Genomic DNA, 13,245 nt, shown 5'->3' on the forward strand with positions numbered 1-13,245 from the left:
TACCCGGGCAGCGCCACGCCGTTCGATCCTTGACTACGCGCTACACCCTCATCTGTGAAGAGCCACAATAGCGCCCGCGCGCGGTCAGTCGCCGGACGCCACGGCGCGCGGTGGCGCCGCCGTGCCAGGGTGTTCGCATGGTTGCGCACGCCGATCGTCCCGCCCGCCCGCTCGCTGCTGCGACACGCCTCGTCGGCGGTGGACGCCCTGCCCGCGCGCCGGGCGCGAGCGTCAGCCCGGAACTCACGCTCACCTCGACCTACGTGGCCGGCGCGGACCTCAACTACGCGCGGGTCGGCAACCCGACGTGGAGCGCGCTCGAGACGACCCTTGCCTCCCTCGAAGGTGACGCCTCGACGACCGCGCTCGCCTTCGCCAGCGGCATGGGCGCCATCTCCGCCGCGCTGTCCCTCCTGCCGCACGGCGGCCGTGTCATCGCGCCGCCACACTTCTACAACGGCACCTCGGCCCTCCTCGACACCTGGCACGAGGCCGGCCGCGCGCACCTCACGCGCGTCGACCTCGCCGACGACGGCGCCCTCGACACCGCCCTAGCTGCCGGCTGCGATCTCGTCTGGGTCGAGTCGCCGAGCAACCCGATGCTCGAGACGTGCGACGTCGCCGCCGTGACGCGCCGCGCCCACGCGGCGGGCGCGCTCGTCATCGAGGACAACACGTTCAACACGCCGCTCGGGCGCCGCCCCCTCGACGACGGCGTCGACGTCGTCGTGCATTCGGTGACGAAGTACCTCGCGGGCCACAGCGACGTCCTGCTCGGCGCGGCGGTGACGAACGACGCCGACCTCGCCGCGCGGCTGCTCACAGCACGCACGCTGGGCGGCGCCATCCCCGGCCCGCAGGAGACGTGGCTCGCGCTGCGAGGCATGCGGACGCTGCACCTGCGCTGGGAGCGCGCCTGCGCGAACGCGGCGACGCTCGCTGCGAGATTGCGCGAGCACGACGACGTCGCACGCGTGCGCCACCCGGGAACGGGCGCGATGATCGCGCTCGAACTGCGCGGTGGCGCAGACGCCGCACGCGCCGTCGAACAGCTCGTCGAGGTGTGGTTGCCCGCCACGAGCCTCGGTGGCGTCGAGTCGATGCTGGAGCGCCGCCGTCGACATGCGCTCGAACCGGCCAGCGTTCCGGAGAACCTGCTGCGCCTGTCGGCCGGGGTCGAGGACGTCGAGGATCTGTGGGCGGACCTCGACGACGCCCTGCGCCGGGCGCACGCCGCGTCAGCCGACTGACCCGGTCACGCGACTGCCCCGCCCAGGCTGCCCCGGCCGACGCCCGAAACAACGGGCGCGCCCGGCCGGTCGTCAGACGCGTTCGCTCTTGCGCGAACGCGACATGAGGGCGCGCACCATCTCCTGCGGGCCCCACCCTTCGTAGAGGATGGCGTGCACGCCGTCGCAGATCGGCATGTCGACGTCGACGCTGCGTGCGAGTTCGACGATGGAGCGGCACGACTTGACGCCCTCGGCCGTCTGGCTGGCCTGTGCGGTCACCTCTTCGAGCGTCTGCCCCTCGCCGAGGGCCAGCCCGAAGGCATGGTTGCGCGACAGGCGCGAACTGCACGTCGCGGCCATGTCGCCCACACCGGCGAGACCGAGGAACGTCTGCGGGTCGGCGCCGAGCGCCGCGCCGAGGCGGGCCGTCTCTGCGAGACCGCGCGTCAGGAGCGTCGCCGTCGTGTTCTCGCCGAGGCCCAGGCCATGGGCCATGCCGACGGCGAGCGCGATGACGTTCTTCACCGCGCCCGCGATCTCCGTGCCGACGACGTCCGCGTTCGTGTAGGGGCGGAAGTACGGGGCGGCGCAGGCCTCTGCCACCTTGGCGCGCAGCCCGTGATGCGGCGCTGCGACGACGGCGGCGGCCGGCTGCTTCTGCGCGATCTCCTTCGCGAGGTTCGGCCCGGAGACGACGGCGACCTGCGCGAGCGGCACGCCGGCGACCTCCGCGATGACGTCGCTCATCCGCAGGTGCGTGCCGAGTTCGATGCCCTTCATGAGCGACACGAGCGGCGCGCCCTGCGGCAGCACGTCGCGCCACTGCTCGAGGTTGCCGCGCAGCGACTGCGACGGGACGGCGAGGACGACGAGGTCGGCGCCCTCGAGCGCCTGCGCGGCGTCCGCCGTCGCGCTGATGCGCTCGTCGAGCTGCAGCTCGGGCAGGTAGGCGACGTTGCGGCGCTCGGTGTTGATCGCGTCAGCAGCCTCCGCACGGCGCGCCCACAGCGTGACGTCGGTGCCTGCGTCGGCCATGACGGCGGCGAACGCCGTGCCCCAGCTTCCGGCCCCCATGATTGCGGCGCGTGTCATCGTCTCGTCCTTTCGTGGAGTTCGGTGCGGTCGGACAGATCGGCGCTGTGAGGCAGGTCGGCGCGGAGGCCACTGGGCCAGGTCGGCGCGTTCATCGCGAGCCTCGCGCGTCGGTCGGGCGCGAGACGGTGCGCGGGTTGTCGAGCGGCGGCGCGCCGGGTCGCTCGCCGCGGATCTCGCACAGCAGCTCGAGGATGGCGGCCATGAGGCGCCTGGTGGCCTCCGTCAGCACCTCGGTGTCGAGGTCGCGCCCGCGCAGATCGTCGAGGTCGACCGGCTCGCCCGCGACGACGGTGACGTCATGACGGCGCGTCAGCAGGTGCGGCACGACGTGGCGGGCGCGACTGGTCGGCGGGATGATTCGTTCGGGCCCCCACATCGCGACGGGGACGAGCGGGACGCCCGTCGTCAGCGCGATGCGCGCGGCGCCGGACTTGCCCGTCATCGGCCAGAACGCGCGATCCCGCGTCAGTGTGCCCTCCGGCAGCAGGCAGACGAGGCGGCCGGCCGCGACGGCGTCGACGGCTTCGACGAAGCTGTCCTTGGCCCGTGCGGTGCCGCGGTGGACGGGGATCTGCCCGGCGCGGCGCAGCAGCGGCCCGAGGACGGGGACGGCGAAGACCTCGGCCTTGCCGAGGAAGTGCGGCAGGCGACCCGCGCCGTAGAGGAGGAAGCGGCCGATGACGAACGGGTCGGAGTAGCTGAGGTGGTTCGCGGCGATGACGGCGCCGCCGGTGGCGGGAACGTGCTCGGCGCCTCGCCACGCCTCACGCAGCCACGGCGCCACCGCCGGGGCGACGGCTTTCGTGATGACGGAGACGACGGCGTTGCGCTCTCCCGCATCGAGCGAGATCTTCGCCATGGGCACCTCCTGTTCGTCTCGCACTCTAGTGGCACGACACGTCCAGGGCATTCGTCGCAGCGTTGCGATCCATGAGGCCGGGGCATCTGACAGCATGGGAGGGATCGCTGTGAGAGGGTACGAGACCCGCGCACCTCGCCGTCACCGGTCCGAGCCGCCGAAGGAGCCGCCATGACCCATCACACGCAGGCCAGCGTCCACCGCTTCGACGAGGCGACGTTCACGGGTGAGCTCATCACCGACGCCGGCCGGGTGCTGCCGTTCGACGCCGACGCCTTCGCGCGCAGCGGCCTGCGCACGCTGCGCGTGGGGCAGCGTCTCAATGTCGATCACGGGCCAGACGGAATCCGCCGGTTGTGGATCGAGGGCATCGGGACGGGCCAGCAGATCCGCTGACGCCGCCCGACGCGGTGCGTCTCAGCGCTCGACGCGCGCGCGACCACCGGCGTTGCCGGAGCGGGGCAGCTTCGACGGGTCGGCCGTGACGGCCTTGAAGTTCGTACCAGGGGTGAACTTGGGCACGGAGGTCGCACCGATGCGCACCGCTTCGCCCGTGCGCGGGTTGCGGCCCGTGCGGGCGGCGCGGTCGACGCGCTCGAACGTGCCGAATCCGGTGATCCCTACCTTGTTGCCGGCAGCGACCTCTCGGATGATCACGTCGACGACGGCCTCCACGGCCTCCAGTGCGGCCTCCTTGCTGCCGAGGCGCACCTCGAGGCGATCGACCAGGTCTGCCTTGTTCATCTTTCGTCCTACCCCTTCTCGTCCGTCCGTCACGGCTCGATCCCGTCCTGCGTCTCGACGTGGGCCAACGGTACCGAGTGGTTGCATCCCCGTCCATTGGGTGAAATCTTCGTCGTCCGCCGTGCGGCGCCCACGCACCGAACACGCGTAGGCCGATCGTCATAGATCATCATGGCGGTCGCCCGACCATGTTGCGGCCGTAAGCGATTCGCAGACACCTCCCCGGGCGTCGAACCTCATACACGCGCGCCACGAGCGCGAGGCCTCCCGCGCGGCGCGCGATATCATCTATCGGACGAGCGTCGACGGCTTCCAACTCGGACGAGCGTCTTCGAACGCTTCGATGTCGTCCTCGTGACGCAGCGTCAGCGAGATGTCGTCGAGGCCCTCCATGAGGCGCCAGCGGATGTAGTCGTCGACAGCGAACGGCACGACGAGCTCCCCCGCGTGGATCGTGCGCGAGCCCAGGTCGACCGTGATCTGCGCGCCCGGTTCGTTGTCGAGGTACTTCCACAGCAGTTCGACGTCGCCCTGCTCGACCTGCGCGGTGAGCAGGCCGGCCTTGCCCGAGTTGCCGCGGAAGATGTCGGCGAAGCGCGAACTGATGACGACGCGGAAGCCGTAGTCCATGAGCGCCCAGACGGCATGCTCGCGCGAGGAGCCCGTCCCGAAGTCGGGGCCTGCGACCAGGACCGAACCGTCACGGTAGGCCTCGGTGTTGAGCACGAACGACGGGTCCTTGCGCCATGCGGAGAACAGCCCGTCCTCGAAGCCCGTGCGGGTGACGCGCTTGAGGTAGACGGCTGGAATGATCTGGTCGGTGTCGACGTTGCTGCGGCGCAGCGGCACCCCGACGCCGGTGTGGGTGGTGAACTTGTCCATCGATGTCTCCTGACGGCTCAGCGGGTCACAGATCGGCGGGCGAGGCAAGCGTGCCGGTGACGGCGGTCGCGGCGGCGACCTGTGGGCTGACGAGGTGCGTGCGTCCGCCCTTGCCCTGGCGCCCTTCGAAGTTGCGGTTCGAGGTCGACGCGCTGCGCTCCCCCGGCTCGAGCTGATCGGGGTTCATGCCGAGGCACATCGAGCAGCCGGGCAGGCGCCACTCGGCGCCGGCGTCGGTGAAGACGGCGTCGAGCCCCTCCGCCTCGGCGTCGAGACGCACCTTCGCCGAACCGGGCACGACGAGCATGCGCACGCTGTCGGCGACCTTGCGCCCGCGCAGCACGTCCGCCGCGGCGCGCAGATCCTCGAGACGCCCATTGGTGCAGGAACCGAGGAAGACGGTGTCGATCGCGATCTCCTTGAGCGGCTGACCGACGCTCAGCCCCATGTACTCGATGGCGCTCGCGGCGGCATCCTTCTCCGAGTCGTCGCCCATCTGCTCGGGGTCGGGCACGGCCGCCGTCAGCGGCAGGCCCTGGCCCGGGTTGGTGCCCCAGGTGACGAACGGCGCGAGCTTCGTCGCGTCGATGACGACCTCGGCGTCGAACACCGCGTCGTCGTCGGTGCGCAGCTGCTTCCACGCCTCGACCGCGTCATCCCACTCGGCGCCCTGCGGCGCATGGGGGCGGCCTTCCAGGTAGTCGAACGTCGTCTGGTCGGGCGCCACCATGCCGGCACGGGCGCCCGCCTCGATCGACATGTTGCAGATCGTCATGCGCGCTTCCATCGACAGCGCTTCGATCGCCTTGCCGCGGTACTCGAGGACGTAGCCCTGGCCGCCGCCGGTGCCGATCTCGGCGATGACGGCGAGGATGATGTCCTTCGCGCTGACGCCGTCCGGCAGGTCGCCCTCCAGGGTGATCGCCATCGTCTTGAACGGCTTGAGCGGCAGCGTCTGCGTCGCGAGGACGTGCTCGACCTCGCTCGTGCCGATGCCGAACGCGAGCGCGCCGAACGCACCGTGCGTCGAGGTGTGGCTGTCGCCGCAGACGATCGTCGCGCCGGGCTGGGTGAGGCCCAGCTGCGGGCCGATGATGTGGACGATGCCCTGCTCGGCGTCGCCCATCGGGAACAGGCGGATGCCGAACTCCTCGCAGTTGCGGCGCAGCGTCTCGACCTGGGTGCGGCTGACGAGGTCGGTGATCGGGCCCGGCGTCGTCGGGACGTTGTGGTCCTCGGTGGCGAGCGTGAGGTCGGTGCGACGCACGGTGCGCCCCGCGAGCCGCAGCCCGTCGAACGCCTGCGGGCTCGTGACCTCGTGGAGCAGGTGAAGGTCGATGTAGAGCAGGTCGGGCTCGCCCTCCGCGCTTCGCACGACGTGCTGCTGCCACACCTTCTCGGCCAACGTGGAACCCACGTCATCCTCCTTCGATCGACGGGTCGTCCGACCCACGAGACACCGTTCTGCGACAAGCGTTACCCTTTTACCGGCGGACCGGACTTGCGTCTCGGTTCATGAGACTGCAATATCAGTACATGGACAATTCAAGTGGCGTCGGAGTCCTCGACAAGGCTGCAGTCGTGCTCTCCGCCCTCGAGGCAGGGCCCTCCACCCTCGCCCAGCTCGTCGCAGCCACCGGCCTCGCTCGCCCGACCGCCCACCGCCTCGCGGTCGCGCTGGAGCATCACCGCCTCGTGGCCCGTGACATGCAGGGACGCTTCGTCCTCGGCCCCCGACTCGTCGAACTCGCCGCCGCCGCCGGTGAGGACCGCCTGCTCGCCGCCGCCGGGCCCGTCCTCGGCGCGCTGCGCGACCACACGAACGAGAGCGCCCAGCTCTTCCGCCGCCAGGGCGACCAGCGCATCTGCGTGGCGGCCGCCGATCGCCCGATGGGTCTGCGCGATTCCATCCCCGTCGGCGCGACGCTGTCGATGCAGGCCGGCTCAGCGGCCCAGGTGCTGCTCGCCTGGGAGGAGCCCGACCGTCTGCACCGTGGCCTGCAGGGCTCCAAGTTCACCGCGACGATGCTCTCCGGCGTGCGCCGCCGCGGATGGGCTCAGTCGGTGAGCGAGCGCGAGCAGGGCGTCGCGTCCGTCTCCGCGCCGGTGCGCTCGCCCAGCGGCCGCGTCATCGCCGCCGTGTCGATCTCCGGCCCCGTCGAGCGCGTCTCCCGTCAGCCCGGGCGGCTGCACGCCGCAACGGTCGTCGCCGGCGCCAACAAGCTGACGGAGGTGCTCGCGCGCGCCGCCGCGCAGCAGAAGAGCGTCGCACCACCCACGACGCGCTGATCCACCTCTGGCGACGATGCCCTTGGGCAGGTGCACGTGACCTGCGGCCGTCCGGTGGCGATTCCTGGATCCCGCATTCGAGCGCACGAATGATCAGGACCCGAAAAAGGTCGGTCTGAGCCGAGACGGCGACAGAAAGAGAAGGCAAACAAGAAATCCCCACCGCATTTCTACGGTGAGGATTTCTTGTCTCGATGTAGCCCCGACGGGATTCGAACCCGCGCTACCGCCTTGAGAGGGCGGCGTGCTAGGCCACTACACAACGGGGCCATGGCCTGCTTCGTCAACCTTTCGGCCCTTCAGCAGCGAGGAAAACTTTAACTCATGTCATCGTTTTCCCGAAATCACTCTGTGCGCGCGTGACGCGGGCGTCACCTTCTGCACAAGCGATCTGCGCTGGGGTACCAGGACTCGAACCTAGAACAAATGAACCAGAATCATCCGTGTTGCCAATTACACCATACCCCAATGGGGGTTGCAGTGATCGAACAGCGCGCCTCGCGAGGCCTTCCGTTCGTTCCCCGAACCGAGTGAAAACTTTACCGGAGGTTTCCCGGGACGACAAATCGACCGGCGCCCTGCCGCGCCGGCCCTGACGCATCCGTCAGGGCCGACAGGCAGGCGCGCCCCGGTCGATCACAGGCTCGCGCGCAGGTTCTTCAAGCGTTCCATCGTCGAGTGCTTGCCGAGGATCTCCATCGACTCGAACAGCGGCGGTGAGATCCGCTGACCGGACACGGCGGTGCGCAACGGGCCGAAGGCGAACTTCGGCTTGATGCCCAGGCCGTCGACGACGGCCTCGCGCAACGCGGCCTCGATGCGCTCGTGCACCCACTCGATGCCCGTGCCGTCAGGCTTGCCGAGCGAACCCGAGATGGGCTCGAGGGCCGCGATGGCGGCGTCTAGCACCTGCGGGGCGGTCTCCTTGAGCTGCGCGCGGGCGTCGTCCGCGATGGGCAGCTCGGCGTCGTCGGTGAAGAACGGTGCGACGAGCGGCGTCGCCTCCGACAGCAGGTTGATGCGAGTCTGGATCAGCTCGGCGACGAGGTTGAGGCGACCCAGCTGCGGCAGCGACGGCTGCTCCGGCAGCACGCCGTCCGCGACGAGGAACGGCAGGATACGCGCGGCGAAGTCGCGAGGCTCGAGCTCGCGGATGTAGTGACCGTTGAGCCAGTTCAGCTTGTCGAGGTTGAAGATCGGGCCGACGGTGTTGACCTTGCTCCATTCGAAGTTCTCGCTGAACTCCTCGAAGGTGAACACCTCGCGCTCGGTGCCGTCCGCCTCGATGATCGGCGGGTAGCCGAGCAGCGCGAGGAAGTTGAGCAGCGCCTCCGGCAGGTAACCCTGCTCCTTGAACCACGTGAGGCGCGCCCACGGGCTCTTGCGCTTGGAGATCTTCGCCTTCTTCTCATCGCGCAGCAGCGGCATGTGCGCGAACTTCGGCGGTTCGAGGCCGAGGCCCTGGTAGAGCAGGATGTGCTTCGGCGTCGAGCTGATCCACTCCTCACCGCGCACGACGTGCGTGATGCCCATCTCGTGGTCGTCGACGACGACGGCGAGGTGGTACGTCGGGAAACCGTCGGCCTTCATGATGACCTGATCGTCCGGGCGGGGCGCCTTGACCTCGCCTCGGATGAGGTCGTCGAACACGAGCGGCGCGTCGTCGGGGATGAACATGCGCACGACGGGGTTCTCGCTGAAGCCGGGCTCGGCGGCGCGCTCCTCACGCGACTTGCCGTAGCACATGCGGTCGTAGCCGGTCGGCAGCTTCTGCTTCTGCTGGAGCTCGCGCATCTCGGCGAGCCGCTCGCTCGTGCAGTAGCAGTAGTAGGCCTTGCCCTCGTCGATGAGCTTGTCGACGTACGGCTTGTACGTGTCGAGCCGCTCACTCTGACGGTACGGCGCGTACGGGCCGCCGACGTCGGGGCCCTCGTCCCAGTTCAGGTCGAGCCAGTGCAGCGTGTCGAAGATCTGCTGCTCGGAATCGGCCTGGAAGCGCGCCCGGTCGGTGTCCTCGATGCGCAGGACGAACTTTCCGCCCTGCTGACGCGCGAACGCAAGGTCGAACATCGCCATGTAGGCGGTGCCGACGTGCGGGTCACCCGTCGGCGACGGCGCGACGCGCAGACGGACGGCGCCGGGGCTCGTCTCGCCGGGCGTCGAGGGGGTGGGGGCTGAGGTGGCAGTCGAGTCGCTCATGATGTCTCCATCGTAGACGGCCGTTGCGCTGCGCCTCAGGCCTCGCGCATCACCGCGAGCGTCACCGATTCGGCGAGCCAGGTGAGGAAGTCGTAGTAGGCGGCCATGAGCTGTTCCTCGTCGCTCGGCACCTGCCCACGCTCGACCTGTTCGACGAGTGCGTCGGCATCCGCATCGGTGCGCACGCCGAGGCGCTCGGCGAGCACGAGCCGCACGTCCGTCAGCGCCATCATCGTCGCGCGCGCCTCGGCCTCGTCGAGGACGACGTCGCGGGGTTCGCCGGCGCTCATCGTCTGCGCGAGGTCGACGTTCGCACCCGCGCGCTCGAACGCCGTCATCGCCGTAGCGAGGTTACGCAGCTTGCGATCGCGCAAGGAGGCCTCGGTGAGGCGGCGGAACTCGGCGGCCGCGCCGTCATCGTCCTTGACACCGTCGGGCAGCAGCCGACGAAGCGCCGGGTCGCGTGGAGCCTCCCGGGCGCTCATAGAGCGTCCGAGCGCCGCGAACAGCTCGTCCTCGTCGGTGCCGCGCGGCGCGTCGGGTGCGTCGTCACTACCGTCGGAGAGCAGGACGCTCGTCTGGTGCATGAGATCGACGACGACGGCGCGTTCGACGTCGTCGAGACGTCCGACGATGCGCCGCTCGTCGGACGGGTCACGCCGGAATGCCTCGGCCATCAGCCCTCCTGCTCGTAGGTCGCCCACAGGCTGTAGCCGTGCATGGCGATCGTGTCGGCCTCGGCCTTCTCACGGCTGCCCTTGCTGACGACGGCGCGGCCCTCGGTGTGCACCTGCATCATGAGCCGCTCAGCCTCCTCGCGGGAGTAGCCGAAGTAGTCCTGGAACACGAAGCTGACGTAGCTCATGAGGTTGACGGGGTCGTTCCACACGAGCGTCACCCACGCCCGCTCCCCCACGTCCTGGGGGTCAGGGTCGGCGAGCTGCTTGGCCAGTTGCTCGAAATCGATGTCTGGAGGCGCGATCGACACGTCAACCACCTTAGAGTTCGATACGTGACTTCCACCATCTCGGCCTCGACGGCCCTGCTCACCGACCACTACGAGCTCACGATGCTTCAGGCGGCGCTGCGCTCCGGTGCGGCCCACCGCAAGAGCGTCTTCGAGGTCTTCGCCCGCCGCCTGCCCGACGGCCGCCGCTTCGGCGTCGTCGCGGGCACGGGTCGTTTTCTCGAGGCGTTGAAAGAGTTCCGGTTCACCGAGGCCGAGATCGACGACCTGCGTCGACGCGCCGTCGTCGATGAGCCGACGCTCGAGTGGCTCGCCAACTACCGCTTCTCCGGTGACATCCACGGCTACGCCGAGGGTGAGTGCTACTTCCCGGGCTCGCCGCTCGTCGTCGTCGAGTCGACGTTCGCCGAGGGCGTCATCCTCGAGACGTTGATCCTGTCGATCCTCAACCACGACTCAGCCGTCGCCGCCGCTGCGTCGCGCATGGTGCTCGCCGCCGACGGCCGTCCGTGCATCGAGATGGGCTCGCGTCGCACGCACGAGGAGGCAGCGGTCGCAGCCGCGCGCGCCGCGTACATCACGGGGTTCGCGGCCTCCTCCAACCTCGAGGCGGGACGTCGCTACGACGTGCCGACGACGGGCACGTCGGCGCACGCGTTCACGCTGCTGCACGACGACGAGCGCGCCGCGTTCACCGCGCAGGTCGACTCGCTCGGCAAGGACACGACGCTGCTCGTCGACACCTACGACGTGAAGAACGCCGTCAAGATCGCCGTCGAGGTCGCGGGCCCCGAACTCGGTGGGGTGCGTCTGGATTCCGGCGACCTGCTCGTGCAGGCCCGCGAGGTGCGCGAGCAGCTCGACTCACTCGGTGCCACAAGCACGAAGATCGTCGTGACGAGCGACCTCGACGAGTACGCCATCGCCGCCCTCGCAGCCGGGCCGGTCGACGCGTACGGCGTCGGCACCTCCCTCGTCACCGGCTCCGGCGCGCCGACGGCCGGCATGGTCTACAAGCTCGTCCAGCACGCGAGCGACGACGAGCAGATGATCGACGTCGCGAAGAAGAGCAAGGACAAGATCTCCGTCGGCGGACGCAAGTGGGCGCTGCGTCGCCGAAACGCACAGGGAGTGGCCGAGGCCGAGATCATCGGCATCGGCGAGCAGCCGGTCGACGACGGCGACGACCGTGCGCTGCTCGTCCCGCTCGTCAGGAACGGCGAGGTCGTCGCGCCGACGGACGCCGCGAGCGCCCGCGCGGTGTACGAGCGTGCCCGCGCGGAATTGCCCGCGAAGGCGCGTCAGATGTCGCGCGGTGAGCCCGTCATCCCGACCCGGTACGAGGGTCCCGGTTTGGGCGGGGTGACGCAGCGATGAGCGCACCGAACGTTGATGCCGGCACGCGCCGGGCACTCGTCGTCGTCGACGTGCAGAACGACTTCTGCGAGGGCGGTTCGCTCGCCGTGGCCGGGGGCGCCCAGGTCGCCGCGGCGATCGCCGACTACGTCGCGCTCGCCGATTACGACGTCGTCGTCGCGACGCAGGACTGGCACGTCGACCCCGGCGAGCACTGGAGCGAGACCCCCGACTACCGCGACTCGTGGCCCGTGCACTGCCGCGCCGAGTCCGACGGCGCGGCGTTCCACGACGGATTCGCGCCCGCCGTCGATCGGCTCGACGCGATCTTCCCCAAGGGCAGGTACGCCGCGGCCTACTCAGGATTCGAGGGGTCTTTCGCCGGTGGCGATGAGTCGCTCGCCTCCTGGTTGCGTGACGCGGGCGTCGGCAGCGTCGACGTCGTCGGCATCGCGACCGACCACTGCGTCCGCGCGACCGCGCTCGACGCCGTCAGCGAAGGCTTCGGCACGCGCGTGCTGCTCGGCATGACGGCCGGCGTCGCAGCCGACAGCACCGACGCGGCGCTCACGACCATGCGCGACGCGGGCGTCGAGCTCGTCGGTCAACCCGTCGTCGGCTGAGAACGCGGCCCGCGTGCCGGGCACGAAGATGGACGAGAATCGCCGATGTGGACGGGATTCGCGAAGGTGGACGAAAAACGCAGGTGGGGCGGGGTCAGCGGGTGCGGCGCACGACGCTGCGCGCCGCGAGGTCGTCGAGGCCCTGACGGAGGCGGTTGCTCAGCGCCCACAGCAGGATCGCGATCTGCAGCAGGCCCGCGATGCCGGCGAGCACGGCGACGAGCGACATCAGATCCGGCACGTACTTGATGAGAGCGCGCACGGCGCTGCGTGCCATCGGCAACTTCTGCGGCGAGCGGGGGTCGCCCTCCTCGATGGGCGCCACGCGGATGCCGAGCGCCGACTTGCCGAGCGTCGCACCGCGCAGTGACGTCATCAGGGTGTCGTAGACGAATCCCGCCACGAACAGCGCGAGCGCCAACACGAGCGGCGGCGACGTCAGGTCGTCGGGGAAGGCCGGCATCTGCCCACCGTTGCTCGCGGCGGTGCTCGCCTCGTCGATGAAGTCGCGGAACTCGTCGATCCACGAGTGCAGGAACGGCAGCATCGCGAGGGTGACGGGCACCCCGAAGATGATGCGGTCGAGGAAGTAGGCGAAGAAGCGGCGCCACACCCCCGACGGCTCCCCCGCGCTCGTTCCGAACGCCGTCGGGCGCTGATCATGAGCCCGCGGCTGCGGGGCACCGAAGCGATGCTGCTGCTCCCCGCTGCCCTCGGGGCCCCAGTGAGCCGGATAGGTGCGCGGCTCGCCGTCACGGCGCGGCGGTGCGTCGAGGTGCTGGACCGGGCGAGCCTCCCCGACGTGGTCGAGGCCCGGGCGCAGCTTCGGCATGGTGCGCTCGGTCCACAGGATGCCGTCCCAGTACCTCAGCTGGGTGGCGTCGCGGGGGTCGTCGTACCAGCCCGACGAAACGGGCGCGTGCGGCTGCTCAGTCATGCGTCTACCCTATCCGCCCCGGCATGACGCGCCGGGCGCGATGAGCCGTGCGGATGAGCCAG

The 13,245-nt window shown here is 70.0% G+C and carries 14 protein-coding genes and 2 tRNA genes; 5 read left to right on the forward strand and 11 right to left on the reverse strand.

Features of this window, described 5'->3' with window-relative positions; all coding sequences use genetic code 11:
- The first annotated feature begins 137 nt into the window (after positions 1 to 137).
- Positions 138 to 1,250 carry a PLP-dependent aspartate aminotransferase family protein gene (locus EDC82_RS09460; protein ID WP_200829295.1) on the forward strand — a complete coding sequence of 371 codons (1,113 nt, stop codon included), beginning with the start codon at positions 138 to 140 and terminating at the stop codon, positions 1,248 to 1,250.
- A gap of 72 nt (positions 1,251 to 1,322) precedes the next feature.
- On the opposite strand, the gene EDC82_RS09465 is transcribed toward EDC82_RS09460, so the two are convergent.
- On the reverse strand, positions 1,323 to 2,324 hold the full coding sequence (locus EDC82_RS09465; RefSeq protein WP_131941285.1) for an NAD(P)H-dependent glycerol-3-phosphate dehydrogenase: 1,002 nt from the start codon (positions 2,322 to 2,324) through the stop codon (positions 1,323 to 1,325).
- A gap of 91 nt (positions 2,325 to 2,415) precedes the next feature.
- The gene (locus tag EDC82_RS09470; RefSeq protein WP_074045539.1) at positions 2,416 to 3,186 is read right to left on the reverse strand and encodes a 1-acyl-sn-glycerol-3-phosphate acyltransferase; all 771 of its coding nucleotides are present in this window, start codon (positions 3,184 to 3,186) and stop codon (positions 2,416 to 2,418) included.
- 171 nt (positions 3,187 to 3,357) lie between these two features.
- On the opposite strand from EDC82_RS09470, the gene EDC82_RS09475 reads away from it, so the two are divergent.
- Positions 3,358 to 3,582 carry a hypothetical protein gene (locus EDC82_RS09475; protein ID WP_006947507.1) on the forward strand — a complete coding sequence of 75 codons (225 nt, stop codon included), beginning with the start codon at positions 3,358 to 3,360 and terminating at the stop codon, positions 3,580 to 3,582.
- A gap of 21 nt (positions 3,583 to 3,603) precedes the next feature.
- Here the strand turns inward: EDC82_RS09475 and EDC82_RS09480 are convergent, their stop codons facing one another.
- The 3 genes from EDC82_RS09480 to leuC form a co-directional block, all read right to left on the reverse strand.
- Complete coding sequence (locus EDC82_RS09480) at positions 3,604 to 3,930, reverse strand: HU family DNA-binding protein (RefSeq protein ID WP_062257664.1); 327 nt, start codon at positions 3,928 to 3,930, stop codon at positions 3,604 to 3,606.
- Between the two features lie 288 nt (positions 3,931 to 4,218).
- Positions 4,219 to 4,812 carry a 3-isopropylmalate dehydratase small subunit gene (leuD, locus tag EDC82_RS09485; protein ID WP_038568866.1) on the reverse strand — a complete coding sequence of 198 codons (594 nt, stop codon included), beginning with the start codon at positions 4,810 to 4,812 and terminating at the stop codon, positions 4,219 to 4,221.
- Between the two features lie 25 nt (positions 4,813 to 4,837).
- Entirely contained in the window at positions 4,838 to 6,229 is a 1,392-nt protein-coding gene (gene leuC / locus EDC82_RS09490; protein ID WP_006947513.1) for a 3-isopropylmalate dehydratase large subunit, read from the reverse strand.
- Between the two features lie 119 nt (positions 6,230 to 6,348).
- Here leuC and EDC82_RS09495 point away from each other — a divergent pair, with 119 nt between their 5' ends.
- Positions 6,349 to 7,101, forward strand: a complete 753-nt coding sequence (locus tag EDC82_RS09495; protein ID WP_040015175.1) for an IclR family transcriptional regulator — start codon at positions 6,349 to 6,351, stop codon at positions 7,099 to 7,101.
- A gap of 197 nt (positions 7,102 to 7,298) precedes the next feature.
- Here EDC82_RS09495 and EDC82_RS09500 read toward each other — a convergent pair.
- The 5 genes from EDC82_RS09500 to clpS form a co-directional block, all read right to left on the reverse strand.
- Positions 7,299 to 7,371 (reverse strand) — tRNA-Glu (locus EDC82_RS09500).
- A gap of 126 nt (positions 7,372 to 7,497) precedes the next feature.
- Positions 7,498 to 7,569 (reverse strand) — tRNA-Gln (locus tag EDC82_RS09505).
- Between the two features lie 168 nt (positions 7,570 to 7,737).
- Positions 7,738 to 9,300: a glutamate--tRNA ligase gene (gltX, locus tag EDC82_RS09510; RefSeq protein ID WP_062257662.1), complete on the reverse strand. Its 1,563-nt coding sequence runs from the start codon at positions 9,298 to 9,300 to the stop codon at positions 7,738 to 7,740.
- A 35-nt stretch (positions 9,301 to 9,335) separates the two neighbouring features.
- Positions 9,336 to 9,977, reverse strand: a complete 642-nt coding sequence (locus EDC82_RS09515; protein WP_074041187.1) for a DUF2017 domain-containing protein — start codon at positions 9,975 to 9,977, stop codon at positions 9,336 to 9,338.
- Positions 9,977 to 10,297, reverse strand: a complete 321-nt coding sequence (gene clpS, locus EDC82_RS09520; RefSeq protein WP_006947542.1) for an ATP-dependent Clp protease adapter ClpS — start codon at positions 10,295 to 10,297, stop codon at positions 9,977 to 9,979. The genes EDC82_RS09515 and clpS overlap by 1 nt, the downstream gene beginning before the upstream one ends.
- Before the next feature lie 15 nt (positions 10,298 to 10,312).
- Between clpS and EDC82_RS09525 the strand changes: the two genes are divergently transcribed.
- Together EDC82_RS09525 and EDC82_RS09530 are read left to right on the forward strand one after the other, a co-directional pair.
- Complete coding sequence (locus tag EDC82_RS09525; protein ID WP_074041186.1) at positions 10,313 to 11,644, forward strand: nicotinate phosphoribosyltransferase; 1,332 nt, start codon at positions 10,313 to 10,315, stop codon at positions 11,642 to 11,644.
- A complete protein-coding gene (locus tag EDC82_RS09530; protein ID WP_062257656.1) occupies positions 11,641 to 12,246 on the forward strand; it encodes an isochorismatase family protein in 606 nt (201 codons plus the stop codon). Before EDC82_RS09525 ends, EDC82_RS09530 begins: the two co-directional genes overlap by 4 nt.
- A 94-nt stretch (positions 12,247 to 12,340) precedes the next feature.
- Here the strand turns inward: EDC82_RS09530 and EDC82_RS09535 are convergent, their stop codons facing one another.
- Positions 12,341 to 13,183: an RDD family protein gene (locus EDC82_RS09535; protein WP_062257653.1), complete on the reverse strand. Its 843-nt coding sequence runs from the start codon at positions 13,181 to 13,183 to the stop codon at positions 12,341 to 12,343.
- Positions 13,184 to 13,245 lie beyond the last annotated feature (62 nt).

Source organism: Dermacoccus sp. SAI-028 (assembly GCF_004346775.1).
Taxonomy (GTDB): domain Bacteria; phylum Actinomycetota; class Actinomycetes; order Actinomycetales; family Dermatophilaceae; genus Dermacoccus; species Dermacoccus nishinomiyaensis.